Genomic DNA, 21,333 nt, shown 5'->3' on the forward strand with positions numbered 1-21,333 from the left:
ATCAATAACACAGAAGATTTCTGTAAAATCAAACATGGTGGTTAGAGTCTTTGGTTTGTGTAGTAACTTTCTAAATGGCTCTAACCATCTTTTTTTCAAGCGGTTTTCTTATCCGTAATTCGGGTTACAGTTATTATATTTTTATGCCTTATTTTTAATTCTGTTATCCACCACAACCCTGTAGCGACAAGAATCTGGCAAGCCATCTAATATTTTGCCACATGAAATAAATATTTTAATTACATATTTTTATTTAGTACTTTATTTAATCAATTTTTTATGCTAAAAATAAAAACTATCCATATAAATTAACGATAAATAAATCGGAATAGAATTTCCATGAAAATCGTGCAAGAAGAAAATATACAAACAGTTGGCCATCAACTGACTAAACGCTTCCAGTTAGACGGCATTTCATGCCTGTTCTTTATCTTAGGTATGTTTATGTCTGCCTATATTTTGCATCACTTTATTTTTTAAGCTTATTGTAATGATCTCATCTTCAACGTTCAGATTCTATTCAATAAAAAAGCCCATCATGTGATGGGCTTTTTTAGCTTTAGCAATTAAGCATTGCGTTTGGCAAAGTCATCCATAAAGTTAACCAGAGCCTGTACGCCTTCTAATGGTACAGCATTGTAAATACTTGCACGCATACCACCCACTGAACGGTGACCTGCCAGATTCAGCAGATGATTCGCTTCAGCTTCTTTCAAAAATTGCTTCTCAAGCTCAGCTTTTGCCAAGGTAAATGGTACATTCATGATTGAACGGTTTGCTTCTGCAATCGGGTTGGCATAGAAATCACTAGCATCGATATAACCATACAGTAATTTGGCTTTTTCAAGGTTGACCTGATGCATGGCATCGACTCCGCCATTTTCAAGCAGCCATTCAAATACCAGACCAGATAGGTACCAGGCATAGGTAGATGGTGTGTTGACCATAGAACCGTTTTTCGCCTGATCTGAATATTTCAAAATGCTTGGAATTTCAGGTTTCGCCTGATCAAGTAAATCTTCGCAAATAATCACTAAAGTTAAGCCAGCAGGACCAATATTCTTTTGCGCACCTGCATAAATTAAACCAAACTTGGATACATCTAATGGCGCAGATAAAATGCTTGATGAAAAGTCACATACCAGTGGTTTATCTGTTTCAGGAATACCCGCAAACTGAAGGCCGCCAATGGTTTCGTTGTCGGCATAATGCACATAAGCCGCATCATCAGACAAGTTCCAGCTGCTTTGTTCTGAAATGGCCAATTTACCGTTAATGCTGGTACCCGCTTCAACAACATTAATGTCGCCGTAGCGTTTTGCTTCTTTCAGCGCTTTTTCTGACCAGATTCCGGTATGAATATAATCAGCCTTGTTGTTTTTACCCAACAGGTTTAAAGGAATAGCAGAGAATTGCAGCGAAGCACCACCTTGCAAGAACAATACTTTATAGTTCTCAGGAATGTTCATCAGTTTGCGCAAATCTGCTTCTGCTTTTTCTGCCACAGCTACATAGTCACTGCTACGGTGACTCATTTCCATGATCGAAAGGCCTTTGCCATGCCAATCAAGCAATTCAGCCTGAGCTTTTTCTAAAACGGCAGTAGGTAATGCAGCAGGACCAGCACAGAAGTTGTACGCGCGCATGATTTTTCCTTTCAAAGTGAAACACAATAAAATGATGGCATTTAACCACAGATAGGCGTTGCTTGCAGTAAATTATCCTGAAAATATTTCAATGCTGTCGGACATTTAAAGTCAAAATCTCAATAAAGATTGATTTTAGCAACTCCTTTTTCACGACTTGGGACGTAGTTTAAAAGTGCAACTGCATCTTATTACTTCTCTTTTCAAATTCTGCTGTCATATCTTCGCATTAGCGATCTAATCACGTGATTGCTATACACATGCACATTAAACAAGACAACAACTTATTGATTAGACATACAATTAAATCTATGCCATATAATTGTTACAAAGAAATTGAGAGTTTGAGTGATGTTATTGCGTTTACATGCACAACCAAAAAAAATTGCACTCCTCATACAACAAAATTTTCGTGTTGGCATTTGTACTGTTAGCCTGCTTTTTGCTTGTCCAGCCTTTGCCGAAAGCATCAGTTATGCACAGGCTGAACAGTCGATTTTAAAGGATTCCTATAGCACACAGGCCAATCAGGCTTTGCAACAATCTGCACAATTACAAGCTGAAGCGGTCAAGGGTTTAGGTCTGCCCCGGGTCGATTTAAATGTGCGTGCCTATGCTTTCCATAATGAAGTCGACCTGCCACTTGATTCTTTTAAAAACAATCTGGAACAGACACTTTCTCAAGGCATCAACGATCGTATTAATCAAGAAAACCTTCCATCCACTATTTCTGATCCTTTAAAGCAAGGTCTGAATCAAACCATTCATAGTGGTATTGGGCTATTCCCTGACTCGGCCAACGTGATTCTGGAAGATCAAGTGATCCGCCCTACCGTTTCAGTGTTAATGCCTTTATATACCGGCGGTCTGACCTCCAGCACCAAGGAAATAGCTCATCTCAGGGCACAACGTAGTCAATTGAATACCAAACAACAGCAAGATGTACAACGCTTTGAACTAATTCAGGCCTATTTTAATGCTCAACTGCAAAAGCAGCTTTTAGCCTCTAGCCAGTCCAATTTCAACGCTATGCAGACCCACTACAGCAATGCCTTAAAGCTGGAACAGCAGGGTTTTATCAGCAAAGGGCAACGTATGCAGTTTGAAGTGGCAAAGAATAATGCCGAGCGTAGTGTGCAAAATGCAACGGCCAATTTCAGATCAAGCCTGTTTCAGCTTAATAACCTGTTACAGCGCAGCCAGATTACCGAACTGAGCACGCCCCTATTTGTCAATTCCAGCCAAAATCAAAACCTGAATGCGATGTTAAAAAGCTATCCGGAGCAATCTGCGCTGATCCAGAAAATGCAGATGGACACTCAGCTGGCCAATGCCAACGTCAAGGTACAAAGTGCTGCTAAAAAACCTAATTTGTTCGCCTTTGGCGAATATAGTCTGGATGAAAAGCAAAACTGGATTGTCGGTGTAGCGGCACGTTATAACCTGTTTTCAGGCGTTAACAACAACAAAAATATTCAGGCCGCAGAATTGCAACGTTATGCTTCTGAACTGATGACCGAACGCACCAAGCAGGAAGTCGAAAACATTATTTATAGCTCTTACAATGAAATGACCTCCGCCCAGCAAAGTCATCAACTACTGCAACAGAATGTTCAGGCTGCCCAGGAAAATCTGCGTATTCAAACTTTATCTTTTAAAGAAGATATGGGAACGGCCACCCAGGTGATTGATGCACAAAATAGCCTGAATGCTTTAAAAAGTGAGATGGCACTGAATGCTTATAAATATGTCATGTCCCTGGCCACTTTGCTGCAAAGCCATGGCTCGATTGAGCAGTTTCAAAACTATGTCAGTCAAAGCAATACCAGTTATATTCGTTAATTTTTGATGGGGAACAGCATGACTCAAGATCAAAATAGGCCTGATCAAGATGTAGAAAATACCTCATCAAAAGGAACTTCTACCCTTACTTCAGCTCCAAGCCATCAACAAGACACTCAAACGGCCTCTGAACAGCAAAGCAAGACGGATGATGGATTTTTCAGTTATTCAGAACAAGTGCAAGCGCCGGCCGCTGAAAAGACAGGTTCAAAATCTTCAGCTGCCATTAAAGTAGTTGGTATCATCATCCTGATCTTGCTTTTAGGCCTCATTGGCTTTGGGTTATGGAAAAGTTATCAGCCCAAGGAAGTGGAGCTACAAGGGCGGGTTGAAGCTGAAACTATCCATGTCAGCACTAAGGTGCCGAGCCGCATTGAAGAAATATATATTCACGATGGACAAAAAGTGCTTAAAGGTCAGTCACTGGTCCGCTTGTTTAGTCCGGAAGTTGAAGCTAAAAAACAGCAGGCTTTGGCCAGCCTGCAATCTGCTTTAGCCTTGCAATCCACAGCAGATCGCGGTTCACAACAGGAAAATATCGACAGTCTATATGCCAACTGGCAGGCCATGAAAGCCCAGCAAGAGCTGGCTCAAACCACCTATCAACGTGGTGCCAACCTGTTTAAAGAAGGCGTCATTTCACGCCAGCGCCGTGATGAAATGCATGCTGCAGCACGATCTGCCGCACAAATGACCGAAGCATCTTATCAGCAATATGCACGTGCCAAACGTGGCAGCACGCCAGAACAGAAATCCTCCGCAGATGCACAGGTGGAAATTGCCAAAGCAGCCGTTGCAGAAGCCAATGCGCTGGAAGCTGAAACCAAGCTGGTTTCCCCGATCAATGGCACCATCTCCAAAACTTATGGCAAGGTGTCGGAACTGGTAGCGATGGGCGTGCCCGTGGTGAGTATTATTCAGGATGATGATCTCTGGGTCAGCCTGAATATTCGTGAAGATCAATATGCACAGGTCTATCAGGCCAAATCGATTGAAGGCTTTATTCCTGCATTAAACAAAAAAGCTCTGTTCAAGATCAAAAATATTGATGCTGAAGGTGAATTTGCCACCATTAAAACCACACGCCAAACCGGTGGCTATGATATTCGCAGTTTCAAGATGCAGCTTACTCCTGCCCAGCCGATTCAGGATTTAAAAGTCGGCATGAGCGTACTGTTTAAAGTGCAAGAGTCTTGATCATGCTGCATGGCATACTGCGTGAACTTGGCTATTTGCTCAGGCATAAGTGGGATTTATGTATGGTCACCCTAGCACCTGCCTTTGTGATTGTGCTGTTCGCAAGTATGTTTGCTCAAGGCAAACCGAGCCATCTGCCGATTGCAATTATTGATCAGGATCAGAGTGAACTGAGCCGTAATATTGAATACTATGTCCGTCAGAACAACACCCTGAGCATCCGCACCATTTCCAGCAGTCAGGACCAGGTTGAACAGCTACTCAACCAAAATAAAATCTGGGGTTATATCAGCATTCCAGAAGGTGCCGAACAACGGCTGGTTCAAGCCAAGGATGCCCAGATCAGTATTGCCTATAACCAAAGTTATTTTAGTGTCGGTAATAGCATTTCATCGGCCATGCTGATCAGCACCTTGCAGGCACTGGCCGACTTTACTGGACACAGTTATTTGCAAAACCAGATTCCTGATCTGAATGCCCCCACGCCCAATATCAAAATTTCGCCGCTGTTTAATCCCGGGCTAAGTTATGAATTCTATTTAGAACCGTACATGATTCCGGCGATTTTGCATTTATTGTTGTGTTGTTGCGTGGCTTTTGCCGTAGGACAAGAGTTGAAATTTGGCACGACAAAAATATGGACAACTGGGCAAAATGTCTTCTTAGCTTTGTTTTCCAAAAATATAACCTATGTGCTGATTTTCAGCTTTTGGACCTGGTTATGGATGTTCTGGCTGGTGGAAATTCGCGGCTGGTTTATACAGGGACAGCTCTGGCCTATTTTATTAGGACAATTTCTTCTCTATAGCGCTTATGCCTTGATCAGCAGCAGCGTAGTTTTAGCCACACGTGATCTGGCTAAAAGTTTTGGTTTTATTGCCGTGTATGGCGGGTCATCTTTAAGTTTTGCAGGGGTGACTTTACCGCTGAACAATGCGCCCTTATTTACCCAGTTCTGGTCGAATATTATTCCCTATACCCCTTATGCCAAATTACAGACAGAACAATGGGTCATCGGCAGTCCTGTATCCATTTCACTGTTACCACTTGCAATTTTAGCCGTGTATTGCCTGATTTATCTGGGCACTGCTTACTTCTTCCTTAAAAAATATCTAAAGGGAGTTCAGGCATGAAAACACTCAGAAACTTTCTGCACTTTTATTTAAAAACCTTTAAAGATATTGCTTCAAATAGCTCAATCTTGACCACGTTGGTACTCTCGGTATTTTTATACAGTTTCTTCTACCCGGCTGCCTATCAGGCAGAACATGCCGAATCCTTACCGATTATTATTGTCGATGAAGAACAAAGCCTGGTGACATCCAAGATTATTGGTGAAGTGGCTAAAAGCCCCAATGTTGAAATCCGTGCAGTGACTGGCAATTTTGCTGAAGCAGAGCAGATGATCAAGCTGCAACAGGCAGATGGGATTTTACTGTTGCCGAACAATTTATCTAGCAGTCTGCGTCGAGGTGAAGTGGGTGGCATCGGTTTATATTTAAGTGCCGCCAATTTCTTAAAAACCCAGAAGATCGGTTTGGGACTGGCAGCATCGGTTGAACATGCGCTGGTTGAACAAGCAGAAAAATTCCAGCATATTTCTGAATTTGCTCCGGCGCTGTCGATCCATCAAATTCCCTTGTTCAATACCCTGTCTGGCTATGGCAGTTATATTTTCCCGGCCGTTGCCCCACTGATTATCCATCAAACCATTTTGCTGGGTTTGTGCATGTTAATTGCGACTTATCGTGAAAAGCACTGGACACCGAGTCGAACCGAATTCTGGGCATTATTCAGTGCCATTTTGACCATTGGTTTTCTGGGCTGTTTATATTTATTTGGATTTACTTTTTGGCTGAATGACTATCCAAGGGGTGGTAACTTCTGGGGCATGCTCATTGCGGTCCCTATCTTTGTGAGCTGCGTGATTGGCCTCAGCATGCTGATTGCCTCTTTTCTGGATATGCCGGAACGTGCAGGTCACGTGATTGTATTTACCTCTATTCCGCTGTTCTTACTTTCAGGTACGGCGTGGCCGCATGCCGCAATGCCTGTGTGGATGCAGTGGCTAGGCCAAGCGCTGCCTTCTACTCAAGGCATACAGATGTTTATTCAATTGAACCAGATGGGAGTGCATACCCAGCTGGTCATTCCAAAAATGATTTATCTGGCCACCTTTGCCGGCATTTGTCTGGTTTGGGCATATTTTCGCCTGATCAGACCTGCGCAAAAGTAAGCTTTTAGCTATGAACTGATAAGATTATTAAATAAAACTTTACCATTTGGTTATTTTTAATACCAAAATTGATTTTTTTTTGATCTTTTGAATCAATTATGAAGAAAAAAGTTAGATTGAATATACTAATCGATGCAAAATAGCCCCCTGTTCATATTTCATGAATTTTTTTTATATTATTCATTCCCACGCTCCCCGTAACATGCCGATGTGAGATCGACAGTGTTATAGCAGCTTTTTTATTGAAATTTGATTTTAAGGGCTTAGCATGAAAAAGATTAAGATTAGTCTTGCTTGGCAAATCGTCATTGCGCTCATTTTAGGTGTGCTTGTAGGCTCCTTTCTACATTATTCTCCCGAATATCGTGAAACTCTGATTAATAATCTGCTGAGCCCTTTGGGCGCAATCTTTATTAATTTGATTAAGATGATTGTCATTCCACTTGTACTTTCAATGCTGATTTTAGGTATTGCCAATGCAAGTCATGGTCAAAACTTGGGTAAACTGGGTTTCAAAACTATTGTTTATTTTGAAATTATTACCACGGTTGCGATTATTGTCGGCCTGGTTGCTGCAAACGTATTCCAGCCAGGTGCCGGTATTGACATGTCGAGTTTGACCCAAACCGATATCTCTAAATATCAGCAAACCACCCAGGAAGTGAGTAGTCACTCGCATGGTCTGGTCAATACTGTTTTATCTTTAATCCCGTCTAATATTTTTGGATCACTGACTGATGGGCATATGTTGCCAATCATCTTCTTCTCTGTGATCTTCGGTATTGGTTTAGGGTCTTTAGCGAAAGAAACCAAGAAACCGCTGATTGATGTGTTGCATGCGGTTGCTGAAACCATGTTCAAAGTCACCCATATGATCATGCTTTTTGCACCTTTCGGTGTATTTGGCCTGATTGCGGCGACTGTTGCGAACTTCGGCTTTAGCTCACTGCTCCCATTAGTCAAATTGGCATTATTGGTTTATGGTGCTATTTTCTTCTTCATCTTTGTGATTTTAGGACTTGTTGCCAAATTCTGTGGTTTCAGTATTTGGGAAATTATTAAAATTCTAAAAGATGAGCTGATTCTGTCTTATTCAACTGCAAGTTCCGAGACAGTATTACCGCGCCTGATGGAAAAAATGGAAGCCTATGGTGCACCGAAATCCATTACCAGTTTTGTGATTCCAATCGGTTATTCATTTAACCTGGATGGTTCGACCTTATATCAAAGTATTGCAGCCATCTTTATTGCGCAGCTTTACGGTATTGATTTAAGCATGACTCAGCAAATCATTCTGGTGTTAACCTTGATGATTACTTCTAAAGGTATTGCCGGTGTGCCTGGCGTATCTTTCGTTGTATTGTTGGCAACCTTGGGTAGTGTGGGTATTCCGCTTGAAGGCTTGGCATTTATTGCCGGTATTGACCGTATTCTGGATATGGCTCGTACTGTATTGAATGTAATTGGTAACTCGTTAGCTGTTCTTGTGATCAGTAAATGGGAAGGTCAGTTCGATGCTGAAAAGCAAAAAAATTATGCTGTTGAAATCAAAGAAGCAGCATAATTTATAAATCGAAAGAAGGAAGCTTCGGCTTCCTTTTTTATGTCTTAAGTTTATTTGCCAAGTCATTAATAACTGCTTGTACAACCAACCAAGAAATATTTGTTGTATCTTCATCTGGGTTAAATCTATACATCATTTGCTCATAGGGATGAATTAGATTTCGAAACTCTCGTAAAGAATGTGAATATTTTTTAACATCAATTCCTATCCAATCAAGCTGATGGGCTACATCTATCATTTCTGCTAACTTCCATTCAGCAAAATTTTTTATTTTGTCATTCTTATCCTTTGGAGCATTCTTAGCTTGATTACCTTCTTTCATATTTTTTTGAAAAACACCCAAGAGTACTCCCTCAAGAATACTACCCATTAAAATTATAGATGCTAAATATGCCTTTGACTCTATACATTTTTGAGTTTCATTCCATCTATTTTGAAGAATTTCGCCTACACCTACGTCCAAACCCAGTGCAAGAAAATCAGGTGCAGGTAATGGTTTTAGTTCTCTTTCCTTTTCTAATTTGCTTTCATTAAAATCTCTTTGAATCTTTCTAAACTTAGGAGAAATTTCATCTAAATAGATTTCAAACCCTTCCACATACAAAATTGAATTAAGAACATTCAGGGCTTTAGTAATTTTAACTTTGTCCCCGCCATACTCTTTAGGAGATGCTAACCTTCTTAAAACATCTGCTAATTGATTTTTATCTAAACTATTTAATTTTTCAAATACCCATTTAGCACGTGTTGAACCATCATGATTAAATGGCAATCCAACTCGATAAAAGAAGCTAGTTAGTTGAGAACTCGACCTACGTTGAGGGTAAATTTCTTCATCTGTTCCACAAATAAACTCTGCTATTTGTTCCAATGTCTTTTGATCCATATCCCCACCATTTTAATATTTATTAGATTATCTTCTTTTATAAAAAAAGAGCGCCTAAGCGCCCTTCTTTTTGATATCAAAACTTAGTCTTCAGAATCTCTTAAATCCGATTCATTATCAGCTTCATCAGCAATCGTTTCATCATCCACCAAAGTTTCAGAATCAATTAAAGCTGTAGAGGCAACAACTTCTTCGCCTTCCACTGCTTCAATAAACTCATCTTCTTCTACAGCTTCAACCGAAACTACGCCTACAAGTAACTCGTCATTACCTAAACGGATCAAACGTACACCTTGTGCGTTACGACCAGTTTGAGCAACTTCAGAAGCACGGGTACGAACTAGTGTACCGCCATCAGAAATCAACATCAGTTCTTTAGAGGCATCAATCGCAACTGCACCCACCAACTGACCGTTACGTTCAGAGGTCTTGATCGCAATCACACCCTTACCGCCACGTTTCTTGGTTGGGAAGTCATCTACCGGGGTACGCTTACCGTAACCATTTTCAGAAGCACACAGCACTTCACCCGTTTCAGGGACAACCACCAATGAAACGATACGGCTGATTAAGGCTGAATCTGAACTATCTTCATCATCAGACTCGATATCGGCATCTTCGGCATCTTCAACTTGCGCTGCACCAATGGTCACACGCATACCGCGTACACCTTTGGCTGAACGTCCCATTGAACGCACATCAGTTTCAGCAAAACGGATCGCTTTACCTTCATTCGAGAACAACATGATTTGCTGTTCGCCATCGGTAATCGCAACACCAATCAAGGTATCATCGCCAGTGAGTTCAATGGCACGTAAACCGTTTGAACGGACATTACTGAACTGTTCAAGTTCTACACGCTTGATCGTACCGTATTCGGTCGCCATGAACACATAGAAGTTTTTACGTACCGCTTCGGCTTGCTGCGCAAAGTCGGCAATGATTTCATCATCCAGATCGCTTGCTGAAAGCTCAACACCCAATTGCTTCAATTGAACACGTAATGCATCAGACAAGTCATCTGCACCATCTTCAAGTTCAGCAAGTGCCGCTTCCAGTTCAGCATAATGTGAATTGATGATTTCATTTTCTTGCAGTTTCGCAGCATTGGCTTTTACAAATGCCTTGAAATCTGCCAGACGTTCTTTGAATTTCTTCGGTGCATCAATCACCGGAAGAATTGCAGTAATGGTTTCGTTGGCATCAAGCGGTAACAGGTTCACCATTGGGCGACCTTTTGCACCACGCGATGCTTGCGGTACTTCAAATACTTTCAGGCGATAGACCTTACCGACATCGGTGAAGCAAAGCACCGTGGCATGGTTCGAGGTCACAATCAGATGCTGAATGTAGTCATCTTCTTTCATTGAAGTCGCAGACTTACCACGACCACCACGACGCTGTGCAGCGTAATCAGAAAGTGGTTGAGTTTTCGCATAACCGGTTTTAGAAACGGTCAATACTACTTGCTCTTCAGGAATCAAATCTTCACGTGAGAAATCAATACGTGATTCTACAATCGCGGTACGACGTGCATCGCCATATTGTTGCAGGATTAACGCCAATTCTTCTTTAATCACTGCCATCAATAAATTGAAATCGTTCAAAATTGCAGTTAATTCAGCAATTTGACCCAAAATTTCAGAATATTCAGCATGTAACTTGTCTTGTTCCAGACCAGTTAAGCGGTGTAAACGTAGTTCAAGAATTGCTCCAACCTGTGCTGGAGATAAACGGTAAACATTACCATCTAAACCGAATCGACGGTTTGGATCTTCACCTTCAATCTCGTCAGGACGTACAGAAACTGAACCCGCTTTTTCCAGTAATGCAACTACGCCACCCGCAGCCCATTCACCCGCCTGTAAACGCTCGCGCGCTTCGCCCGGGTTGGCAGAGGTCTTGATGGTTTCAATAATCGCATCGATGTTTGCGAGTGCAACGGTCAAGCCTTCCAGGATATGGCCACGTTCACGCGCTTTACGCAGTTCGAACATGGTACGGCGAGTCACCACTTCTTGGCGGTGACGGATGAATGCAGCAATGATGTCTTTCAGGTTCATCAACTTCGGCTGGCCGTTGTCCAGGCAAACCATGTTGATGCTGAATGAATTTTCTAACTGGGTATTCAGGAACAGGTTATTGACAATCACTTCAGCATTTTCACCACGCTTCAGGTCAATGGCAATACGCATCCCTTCTTTATCAGACTCGTCACGAAGTTCAGAAATCCCTTCCAGTTTCTTCTCTTTGACCAGTTCGGCAATACGTTCAATGGTTTTTGCTTTATTGACCTGATAAGGAATTTCAGTGAATACGATGGTGTTACGGCCAGTCTTCTGATCTTCTTCAATGTGATATTTACCACGAATATGAAGACGACCTTTACCGGTACGGTAAGCATCGACAATGCCTGATTTACCGTAAATGATACCGCCTGTAGGGAAGTCTGGACCAGAGATATGTTCCATCAAGCCTTCAATGGAAATATTCGGGTTTTCCGCATAGGCCAAACATGCATTGATCACTTCTGTCATGTTGTGTGGCGCCATATTGGTCGCCATACCTACTGCAATACCGGTTACACCATTAATCAGCAAGTTAGGAACACGTGTCGGCATGACTTGTGGAATGCGTTCAGAACCGTCGTAGTTGTCTTCCCACTCGACTGTGTCTTTTTCCAGATCGGCCAAAAGCTCATGGGTCAGCTTACGCATACGTACTTCAGTATAACGCATTGCTGCTGCGCTATCGCCATCAACAGAACCGAAGTTACCTTGACCATCCACCAGTTGATAACGCAGGCTAAAGTCTTGCGCCATACGAACAATGGTTTCATAAACAGCAAAGTCACCATGTGGGTGATATTTACCGATCACGTCACCGACGACACGGGCTGACTTTTTGTATGCTTTATTGTAGTCATTGCCCAATTCGTGCATAGCGAAAAGCACACGACGATGAACAGGCTTTAAGCCATCTCTCACGTCAGGTAATGCACGAGAAACAATAACACTCATGGCATAGTCGAGATATGAGCTTTTGAGTTCATCCTCAATGGCAATCGGTCGGATTTCCGATACGCTCATGCATACTCCTTATTACAAACAACCGTTCAGACTGTTCGTTTTATATAATCAATCTAGCAAAAAATTAACTCAAAATAAGCTGAGTTAAAATCTAAATACAGCCGTAAATTATAGCATAAATTCTGTTGTTTTTGTGCCATATCTCTTATCTTAATCTTGTTAATTTTCTATAATTTATCGTTTATTTTTTAGGCACTTTCATTTGTCGGGATTTTATGTGAATTCGTTCATTTTATTCAGTGTCTAGCCGCAAATTTTAGCGCTCAATGTTCGGGCGGTTTATTCAGTTAAAATGGTCTTTTCACCTTTAAAAAAATATAAATCGATTAAATACAGGCTCTCCCCTAGCTACACAAATACATTAAACCTGTATCACCTTGTACCACCATAAAAGATGTACATTCGTTTGCTGCCCCTGCAATGCTATCTATTGAGTCAGAATAGCCACATTCTCCCCCTAGAAATAGATAAGCTACGAACATCTAGGCATAAAAAAACGCTCCTTGCGGAGCGTTTTTTGAAGCATGTAGTGCTGAATTAGATTTTAGAAACCAATTCCGGAACTACAGTATTCAAGTCACCCACTAACCAGTAATCCGCTACTGCGTTAATTGGCGCTTCTTCATCTTTGTTGATCGCAACAATTACTTTAGACTCTTTCATACCCGCCAAGTGCTGGATTGCACCAGAAATACCAACAGCGATGTATAGCTCAGGCGCAACGATTTTACCCGTTTGACCGACTTGCATGTCGTTAGGAACGAAACCTGCATCAACTGCAGCACGTGAAGCACCTTGAGCAGCGCCAAGTTTATCCGCTAATGGATCCAGGATTTTGTGATAGTTTTCACCTGAACCCACACCACGACCACCAGAAACTACGATGCGTGCAGCGGTTAATTCTGGACGTTCAGATTTCACAATTTCTTCTGAGATGAATTTAGAAAGACCCGCATCGCCAGTAGACGCAGCAGCTTCAACGCTAGCCGCACCACCCTCACTTGCTACAGCATCAAATGCCGTACCACGAACAGTCGCAACAACGATAGATTCACCTGATTCTACAGTTGCAATTGCGTTACCTGCATAGATTGGACGTTTGAAAGTTTTAGGACCTTCAACAGCGATAATGTCAGTGATCATGCTCACATCAAGAAGCGCAGCTGCACGTGGCAGAATGTTTTTACCCGTTGTGGTAGAAGCAGCAAGGATATGGGTATAGCCTTTGCCCAATTCAGCAACAAGTTTAGCCACATTTTCAGCCAACTGGTTTGCATAAGCAGCGTCGTCAGCAAGTAATACTTTGCTTACACCTGCAACTTTAGCTGCCTGGTCAGCAACAGCTTGCGCGTTCGAGCCAGCTACCAATACAGTGATATCACCACCGATTTTTTGCGCCGCAGCAACAACGTTTAAAGTAGCAGCGTTTAATGCTTTGTTGTCGTGCTCAGCGATAACTAAAATACTCATGATTTTTATCCTTCTGTATTAGATCACTTTCGCTTCATTTTTCAATTTTTCTACAAGCTCGTCTACAGACTTCACTTGTACGCCCGCTTTACGTTCAGCAGGAGCTTCAACTTTCACTGTTTTCAGTTTAGTTGTCGCAGTTACACCAAAATCTGCTGGAGACTTGGTATCAAGCGGTTTTTTACGCGCTTTCATGATGTTTGGCAGAGCTGCATAACGTGGCTCGTTCAAACGTAAGTCAGTGGTGATAATTGCTGGAAGTGCAAGTTCAACAGTTTGCAAACCACCGTCGATTTCACGAGTGACTTGTACTTTGTCGCCTTCAACTTTCACTTCAGAAGCGAATGTACCTTGACCTGCGCCAAGTAGAGCACCAAGCATCTGACCAACCTGGTTAGAGTCGTCATCAATGGCCTGTTTACCAAGAAGGATTAATTGTGGTTGTTCAGCGTCAACAACACCTTTCAGGATTTTAGCCACTTCCAAAGCACCGAGCTGGCTGTCATCAGCTTCAACCAGGATACCGCGGTCAGCACCAAGTGCCATTGAAGAACGGATTTGTTCTTGCGCTTCTTTAGGACCGATAGCAACAACAACGATTTCTGAAACAGTTCCTTTTTCTTTTAAACGAACCGCTTCTTCCACTGCGATTTCACAGAATGGGTTAATTGACATTTTAACGTTTGTTAAGTCAACACCACTGTTGTCCGGTTTAACGCGAACTTTAACGTTGGCATCAACCACACGTTTTACAGCAACAAGAGCCTTCATGTAATCCTCGGCTGTTTTAGCAAATGTAAATATTGAGAAAAGTTATAATAACTCTTCACTTAAATTTTTTTAGGTGCCCTATCTTGCAATGTGTACGGCATTTGGGTCAAGTCACAATTATCGAAACAGCTGTAAAAAAGCATCATTTTCCTTGAACTTGGCGTTCATATTTTTTTCACACACTTTTATTAAGATGAAATTCCTGAATATTTATTTATTTTTTAACCATTGATTTTTATTATTTTTTTATTTGATTAACTTCATCAAAAGTTCTGATTTAATACTTCTTTTCGATCAGTTTCTGACAGGTCTGGCACACATTGCTGACAGAACAACCAAAGTAATGAATTGTCATTTAAGACAGATTCCGCTAAATTTTTCAGTCTGTTTGCCCTAAAATCGACCTCTTTTTCAAGTTAAAGATGTAACAAATTACTTTATTACGGCTAAATACCCTTCCATACAGGCAAGCATGCCATAACAGCATACTTGCTTGACATTTATCAGTTCATGATCAGCCAGGTTGCCGCCAGCATTAACAAGCCGCCTGAAGCGCCATCAATCCATTTCTGTTTACGCTCATCAATATGGGTTTTTTGGGTCACTTTGGCAAAAATCACACTCAAACTGCCATACACCACAAAGATGAGTCCAATAAAGATCAAGGACAGGATTAAACCCTGATTCACCATGTTCCCGGCTTTATCAATAAATTGCGGTAAAATTGCAAAATAGATCAGCATACCTTTGGGGTTCAATAGCGCAGTAAAGAAACCTTTTTTAATGGGATTGGATGATGATTTTCTCTCGATGATGAATTTATTGTCACTGAATACCGACTTAATCAAACTCGCAGACAAAAACAATAGATAAGCGATCCCGAGCCAGCGAATACTTTCAAATAACACCGGGAACGAGACTATAAGGGCTGCAATGCCCAAAGCCATCAAAACAGAATGGACCAAATAGCCCAAGCAAATCCCTACAGTTGCCTGCATGCCTGCTTTTGCATCTTTCCCCATCACTTGAGACAGGATAAACAGCATATCTGGTCCAGGGGTGAAAATAAGTGGAATAACCGTTAAGGCAAACAGTACCAATACAGACATTTTCTTTTCCCTTTCCATGTCTTGAAAGTGAAAATCAGTATCGGATAAATAGTACAAAATAGGATTTCAAATATTCTATAATTATGATTATCTTTCGAATTATATTCTAATTTATGAAACTATCTTCCAAATTTGTTTCAGTAAAACTGGATCGTATTGATAAAAATATCATTCGTGCCTTGCAGAATAATGGCCGTATGCAAAATAACGATCTGGCCTGCGAAATTGGACTGTCGCCATCATCGTGTCTGCGTCGGGTGAAATTACTGGAAGAAGCAGGCGTAATTCAAAATTACACCACTGTGGTAGACCCGCAAAAAGTTGGCTTGCAGCTGATTTTGTTTTCACGCATCTGGCTGGTAGGTCAGGATGCCGAGACGATTGACTGCTTTATTGAAGCGATGAAAGAACTTCCTCAAGTGATGGAATGCTATATCATTTTAGGGGAATGCGATGCCATGCTGAAAGTGGTCGTGCCCGATCTGGAAAGTTACCGTAAATTTCAGTCGGTGCATCTCACCAAGAAAAACGGCATAACCAGTGTAAAAACGGATTTACCCAGTCAGATTATTAAACAGAGTTTCCAGTTACCGCTCGATAATCTTTAGGCACGTTCATAATTTTTCAGTATGTTAAAAATTGCCGTGCAAATAAATCTGTTATTGCTTAGATTGAAAATTGAAGTGCAGCAACAAGAACTTACTTAGCTTTGAGCTTGATAACCTTATAAAACTTTAGGGCTATATCAATGATATCGCATGAAATCAGGTAGCCCTTGATCAAGTCTGCAAATTAAAAGGCTGCTTATACAGGCTGACTTTGTAAAAAGTCACGATGGATGTGGCTTAAATCAATTAAATCATAAGCCTGAAGATTAAATATGTTCCAGACTGCTAAAAAGTCTTCTTTTAAATCTACATTTGATGTGGCAATGGGACGTTCCTGCCATTGCAGGTCTGAAATCCACAGATAGGTCTGTTGGGTCACATCATTAATGGCCTGTACCTTACCTTCTGCATTGATGCCCTGGACATGCGCACCTGCAGGTAAAACCGGTTCGATATTAGGCAAACTTATTTCGACAAAATGTTTAACTTGACGAAGGCCATAACCTGCAAAAATTTCTTTTTGCGCAGCCGTTAACTGGTCATATTTCTCTAAAATATCTGCAATCATTGTTCCGCCTATCATTTTCCTTTCCAATATTTAACTGACCAGTAGTGAAAGCATACATAATTTCATTGCTATACATGATTCATGCAATTCACTGTATGGTTAGAGGTGATTCTTATACCTTATAAATTGACTTTTTATTATCCGACAATAGTTCAAAATGTCATCTTTATGCCCTGATATTTTTTCATACGCTTATTTAACTTTAATGAACTCCGGTGACTGCTGCTAAAATAATTAAGCAAAGTCCGGACCAGATTGATTCAAATTTTAACATTATTACGGTTTTTTAACCTGTGCTCGCGGATGTGCCTGATCGTACACCTGAGCCAAATGATCAAAATCAACATGGGTATATATTTGCGTGGTGGTTAAATTGCTATGTCCCAGCATTTCCTGTACCGCACGTAAATCCCGGCTGTTGGATAGCATATGACTGGCAAAGCAATGACGTAACAAATGTGGATGCAAATCAACATTCACCCCGGCACGCAGGGCTTGCAGTTTCACCCGGTTTTCAATTTGCCGTGCACCCAGCGGATTGCCCTTTTGGGTAATAAACACATGGGCATCCGGGACAAAATCACCGTGCCATAATGGATAGACTTGCAGCCACTTCATTACTGCATCTCGAGCCTTGCTGCCAAAAGGCACCACCCGGGTTTTATTGCCTTTACCGGTAATACGTAACAGCTGACGGTTAAAATCGATATCTTTAATCCGCAAACCTTGCACTTCAGCCAGACGTAAACCACTGGAATACAATAGTTCTAAAATGGCTTTATCCCGTAGCCACATTTGTTGCTGTGCTTCGGTTTCAGGTGCCGGCTGATCCAGAATCTGGTTCACGGTTTCAATATCGACCATGCCCGGAAGCGGTCTGGGAATACGTTTTAACTGAAAATCATCCGCCGGATTAAACGCCAGATACTGCCCCTGCTCGGCCCATTTCATAAATTGGCGTATGGATGAGAGCATCCGCTGTAAACTGCTGGAACTTAAGCCTTGCTGTTCCACTTTATGGGCCAAATATTCACGCAGATCTGTAGTTTCGATATTGGCCAGATCCAGTTTTTTAGCTTCACAAAAGTTTAAAAAATCGGAAACGTCACGTTCATAAGCCTGCAAGGTATGTCTGGACTGATTTTGAATTTCACGTTCTTTGAGCCACATTGCGAGCAGTTCAGTTGTGTTTGTTTGTAATGACATTAACTATCCCTTGCTCTGCTTTCCAGTGAATTTAAAAAATCAGAGACCCACGCTGCTGTCTCTGTAGCGTGCTGCGCAGCAAATAAATGATCTCCACCCTGAATAACCTGAAACGATGAGTCTTTTAATGTCTGATGTAAATACTGCCCAACAGCCACAGGGCTGATGGGATCGGCATCTCCCCATAGCAGTAATGTTTTTTGCTGAATGGCTGAAAGTTGAGAGGAATAATCCAACTGTACAGTAGAAAACCAGTCCGGGTAATTCAGGAACTGGTTTTTATAGGCCGTGCGCCAATCCTCGACTTCAAATGGACTTAAATCAATCCCGCCTGATGTCGCAATCAGTACCATAGCTTTAATTAAATTAGATTTTTTCAATGCAGCCTGTATGGCAAAAATTCCGCCCATCGACTGTGCAATCAGTACCGAATCTTGCTGAATCTGGTCCAGCACATAATCACTCAGACTATTAAAATCATATACATCCTTCTGCGCTGGTTCTTGACCGAACCCAGGATAGGCAATCACTTGGACTGTATAATCTGCTGACAGCAGTTCAATCAGGGGCTGCCAAAATTCAGTACTTCCAGATGCTCCTGGAAGAAAAATCAAATGCGTCATTTAAGCTCTAGGCTAAAAGCAATAATCCGTACAGCATAACGCATTTAGAGGCATAAAAAAGCACCATCATAGGGACAGTGCTTTTTTCATCAAAACATGAGTTTACTATTGGTAATAACTCAAATCGATACGACCCTGATAGACGTTTGCTGTTGGACCAGTCATCCACACCACATCGCCTTCTTTCCATTCAATTTGTAACTTGCCACCAGCCAATTCAATTTCAACATTATTAGCCAACAGACCACGGCGCATTCCTGAAACCGCAGCGGCGCATGCACCTGTACCACAAGCAAGAGTTTCACCGACACCGCGTTCAAAAACACGTAAACGGGCATGCTTTTCATCAATGATTTGCATAAAACCGGCATTGACACGTTGCGGGAAACGCTCATGTGATTCTACTTGTGGTCCAATACGTGCGACATCTGCGGTAATCACATCGGGAACGATGGTCACTGCATGTGGATTGCCCATATTCACAACATCAATAGTCAACTTTTCATTGTCGGCCAGCTCAATGTCATACAAGTTTTCCGGTTCATCTGCCAAAAACGGAATTTCACTTGGCAAGAATTTAGGATAACCCATATTGACGCGAACCCAGCCATTGGCACCCAGCTCAGGCTCTACAATACCGGCTTTGGTCTGCACTTTAATTTTGGTTTTGGTGGTGAGCTGACGCTCATGCACAAAACGTGCAAAACAGCGCACACCGTTTCCGCATTGCTCCACTTCAGAACCGTCAGCATTGAAAATACGATATTTAAAATCGACATTGGGTAAATCAGGCGGCTCAACAATCAGCAACTGGTCAAAACCGATGCCAAAGTGGCGATCTGCCAAACGTTGAATGGTGACAGTATCCAGGTAGGCACGCTGACTGATCAGATCAACCACCATGAAGTCATTGCCCAGACCATGCATTTTGGTAAATTCTAAAAACATCTCAGACATCTCCATTATGGCAATAAACGTTCACGTTCCCACAAAGATTCAATGCTTTCGCGCTCACGAATCAGATGTGCCTGATCACCATCCACCATCACTTCAGCAGCACGTCCGCGACTGTTATAGTTCGAGCTCATCACGAAACCGTAAGCACCCGCACCCAACACAGCCAGTACATCATTTTCTTTGATTGCCAGCTGACGCTCTTTACCCAGGAAATCACCGGTTTCACAAATCGCCCCGACGACATCCCACTCTTTCGCTTCAACGTCAGTACGTGGAATCACTTCCTGAATATCCATCCATGCTTCATACAAAGCAGGACGAATCAGGTCGTTCATCGCGGCATCAATAATGGCAAAGTTACGGTGATTGGTCGGTTTGAGCAAATCGACTTTAGTCAGTAACACACCGGCATTGGCAGAAATACTGCGACCCGGTTCCATATACACTTTTAGACCCAGCTTTTCCAAAGCTGGACGTAATGCATTGGCATATTCTTCTACAGATGGAGGCGTTTCATCTTTATAGGTCACGCCCAAACCGCCACCGATATCAATGTGTTTTAGATTGATACCTAATTCTTTAAGTTTCTCAATCATCACAATCACACGATCCAGCGCATCAACAAAAGGCTGGGTTTCAGTCAATTGTGAACCGATATGACAGTCAATTCCCACAACATCCAGGTTTGGCAACGATGCAGCATATTGATAGGTTTCAAATACCGTATCGGAAGGAATACCGAATTTGTTTTCTTTTAAACCGGTTGAAATGTAGGGATGAGTTTTGGCATCGACATCCGGATTGACACGCAAGGAAATTGGGGCTTTTTTACCTAAGCTTGCTGCCACTTTTTGAATACGGTCCAGCTCAGCATAAGACTCGACATTAAAACATGCAATGCCTACTTCTAGCGCTTTTTGGATATCCGCTTCAGATTTACCTAAACCCGAGAATACAATTTTAGAAGCATCACCACCCGCCTTAAGCACACGCGCCAGTTCACCACCAGTAACAATATCAAAGCCCGCACCACGCTTGGCCAGTACATTCAACACCGCAAGGTTAGAGTTTGACTTTACCGCAAAACAAATTTGATGATCGATAAAGCTAAAAGCACGATCCATATCTAAATAATGCTTTTCAAAAGTCGCTTTTGAATAAACATAAAGTGGCGTGCCAAATTGCTGCGCAAGCTGTTGTAGAGAACATTGCTCGGCATGCAAAACCCCATTGATGCGGGTAAAACTCATGAATGTATCCTTTCGATGACGCGTTTAGATATTAAAAATTAATTCGTTGCAGCAGATGAAGCAGGAAGCTCTGGTGCTACTGGAGCGGCTTCTTGCTTATTTGAGGATTGCTGTTTTGAATCTACATTGGGATATAACAAATATTTTGCACGTTTGTTGTAATTCGGATCACTCGGTAGCTGCAAAGCTCCAGACTGACCACAACCGACTAAAGCAAAACCTGTCGCCAATAAACTGATGCAGCAAATGACAAGACGCATCTGACCACCTATTTGATATTTTCGAAGAAGTATAACCTGATCATGGGACAT

19 protein-coding genes are annotated in these 21,333 nt (G+C 41.9%); 7 read left to right on the forward strand and 12 right to left on the reverse strand.

The annotated features are described in order from the left end of the window. Nucleotides 1-339 precede the first annotated feature (339 nt). Entirely contained in the window at nt 340-480 is a 141-nt protein-coding gene (locus FTT83_RS12010; protein WP_171263201.1) for a hypothetical protein, read from the forward strand. Between the two features lie 86 nt (nt 481-566). Here FTT83_RS12010 and serC read toward each other — a convergent pair whose 3' ends face one another. Next, on the reverse strand, nt 567-1,646 hold the full coding sequence (gene serC / locus FTT83_RS12015) for a 3-phosphoserine/phosphohydroxythreonine transaminase (protein WP_180042175.1): 1,080 nt from the start codon (nt 1,644-1,646) through the stop codon (nt 567-569). 351 nt (nt 1,647-1,997) lie between these two features. On the opposite strand from serC, the gene FTT83_RS12020 reads away from it, so the two are divergent. From FTT83_RS12020 to gltP, 5 genes are all read left to right on the forward strand, one after another. Beyond that, nucleotides 1,998-3,488, forward strand: coding sequence for a TolC family protein (locus FTT83_RS12020; RefSeq protein ID WP_180042173.1), 1,491 nt, complete (start codon nt 1,998-2,000; stop codon nt 3,486-3,488). Between the two features lie 18 nt (nt 3,489-3,506). Then, nucleotides 3,507-4,685 (forward strand): HlyD family secretion protein, encoded by a 1,179-nt coding sequence (locus FTT83_RS12025; protein WP_180176662.1) that lies wholly within the window; start codon nt 3,507-3,509, stop codon nt 4,683-4,685. Between the two features lie 2 nt (nt 4,686-4,687). Further along, nucleotides 4,688-5,818 carry an ABC transporter permease gene (locus FTT83_RS12030; protein WP_180176663.1) on the forward strand — a complete coding sequence of 377 codons (1,131 nt, stop codon included), beginning with the start codon at nt 4,688-4,690 and terminating at the stop codon, nt 5,816-5,818. After that, nucleotides 5,815-6,921 carry an ABC transporter permease gene (locus tag FTT83_RS12035; protein WP_086196209.1) on the forward strand — a complete coding sequence of 369 codons (1,107 nt, stop codon included), beginning with the start codon at nt 5,815-5,817 and terminating at the stop codon, nt 6,919-6,921. Before FTT83_RS12030 ends, FTT83_RS12035 begins: the two co-directional genes overlap by 4 nt. Before the next feature lie 268 nt (nt 6,922-7,189). Then, nucleotides 7,190-8,485, forward strand: coding sequence for a glutamate/aspartate:proton symporter GltP (gene gltP, locus FTT83_RS12040; RefSeq protein WP_086196210.1), 1,296 nt, complete (start codon nt 7,190-7,192; stop codon nt 8,483-8,485). Nucleotides 8,486-8,522: 37 nt separating this feature from the next. Here gltP and FTT83_RS12045 read toward each other — a convergent pair whose 3' ends face one another. From FTT83_RS12045 to FTT83_RS12065, 5 genes are all read right to left on the reverse strand, one after another. Further along, nucleotides 8,523-9,371 carry a hypothetical protein gene (locus FTT83_RS12045; protein ID WP_086196211.1) on the reverse strand — a complete coding sequence of 283 codons (849 nt, stop codon included), beginning with the start codon at nt 9,369-9,371 and terminating at the stop codon, nt 8,523-8,525. 83 nt (nt 9,372-9,454) lie between these two features. Beyond that, nucleotides 9,455-12,460 carry a DNA gyrase subunit A gene (gene gyrA, locus FTT83_RS12050; protein ID WP_180042171.1) on the reverse strand — a complete coding sequence of 1,002 codons (3,006 nt, stop codon included), beginning with the start codon at nt 12,458-12,460 and terminating at the stop codon, nt 9,455-9,457. A 537-nt stretch (nt 12,461-12,997) separates the two neighbouring features. Further along, on the reverse strand, nt 12,998-13,930 hold the full coding sequence (locus FTT83_RS12055; RefSeq protein WP_086196213.1) for an electron transfer flavoprotein subunit alpha/FixB family protein: 933 nt from the start codon (nt 13,928-13,930) through the stop codon (nt 12,998-13,000). Between the two features lie 18 nt (nt 13,931-13,948). Further along, nucleotides 13,949-14,701: an electron transfer flavoprotein subunit beta/FixA family protein gene (locus FTT83_RS12060; protein WP_166167339.1), complete on the reverse strand. Its 753-nt coding sequence runs from the start codon at nt 14,699-14,701 to the stop codon at nt 13,949-13,951. A 503-nt stretch (nt 14,702-15,204) separates the two neighbouring features. Continuing rightward, nucleotides 15,205-15,810: a LysE family translocator gene (locus tag FTT83_RS12065; RefSeq protein ID WP_180042169.1), complete on the reverse strand. Its 606-nt coding sequence runs from the start codon at nt 15,808-15,810 to the stop codon at nt 15,205-15,207. Between the two features lie 113 nt (nt 15,811-15,923). Here FTT83_RS12065 and FTT83_RS12070 point away from each other — a divergent pair, with 113 nt between their 5' ends. Next, entirely contained in the window at nt 15,924-16,418 is a 495-nt protein-coding gene (locus FTT83_RS12070) for an Lrp/AsnC family transcriptional regulator (RefSeq protein ID WP_180042167.1), read from the forward strand. Nucleotides 16,419-16,614: 196 nt separating this feature from the next. Here FTT83_RS12070 and FTT83_RS12075 read toward each other — a convergent pair whose 3' ends face one another. The 6 genes from FTT83_RS12075 to FTT83_RS12100 form a co-directional block, all read right to left on the reverse strand. Then, nucleotides 16,615-17,001 carry a hypothetical protein gene (locus tag FTT83_RS12075; RefSeq protein WP_180043195.1) on the reverse strand — a complete coding sequence of 129 codons (387 nt, stop codon included), beginning with the start codon at nt 16,999-17,001 and terminating at the stop codon, nt 16,615-16,617. A gap of 261 nt (nt 17,002-17,262) precedes the next feature. Continuing rightward, complete coding sequence (xerA, locus tag FTT83_RS12080) at nt 17,263-18,156, reverse strand: site-specific tyrosine recombinase/integron integrase (protein WP_180043199.1); 894 nt, start codon at nt 18,154-18,156, stop codon at nt 17,263-17,265. Between the two features lie 35 nt (nt 18,157-18,191). Then, nucleotides 18,192-18,815 carry an alpha/beta fold hydrolase gene (locus FTT83_RS12085; RefSeq protein WP_180043194.1) on the reverse strand — a complete coding sequence of 208 codons (624 nt, stop codon included), beginning with the start codon at nt 18,813-18,815 and terminating at the stop codon, nt 18,192-18,194. Nucleotides 18,816-18,920: 105 nt separating this feature from the next. After that, nucleotides 18,921-19,763, reverse strand: coding sequence for a diaminopimelate epimerase (dapF, locus tag FTT83_RS12090; protein ID WP_180043193.1), 843 nt, complete (start codon nt 19,761-19,763; stop codon nt 18,921-18,923). A 14-nt stretch (nt 19,764-19,777) separates the two neighbouring features. Then, nucleotides 19,778-21,022 carry a diaminopimelate decarboxylase gene (lysA, locus tag FTT83_RS12095; protein WP_180043192.1) on the reverse strand — a complete coding sequence of 415 codons (1,245 nt, stop codon included), beginning with the start codon at nt 21,020-21,022 and terminating at the stop codon, nt 19,778-19,780. Between the two features lie 38 nt (nt 21,023-21,060). After that, nucleotides 21,061-21,282: a lipoprotein gene (locus tag FTT83_RS12100; RefSeq protein WP_180043191.1), complete on the reverse strand. Its 222-nt coding sequence runs from the start codon at nt 21,280-21,282 to the stop codon at nt 21,061-21,063. Between the last annotated feature and the right edge of the window lie 51 nt (nt 21,283-21,333).

This window comes from Acinetobacter sp. YH01018 (genome assembly GCF_013420295.1).
GTDB lineage: Bacteria > Pseudomonadota > Gammaproteobacteria > Pseudomonadales > Moraxellaceae > Acinetobacter.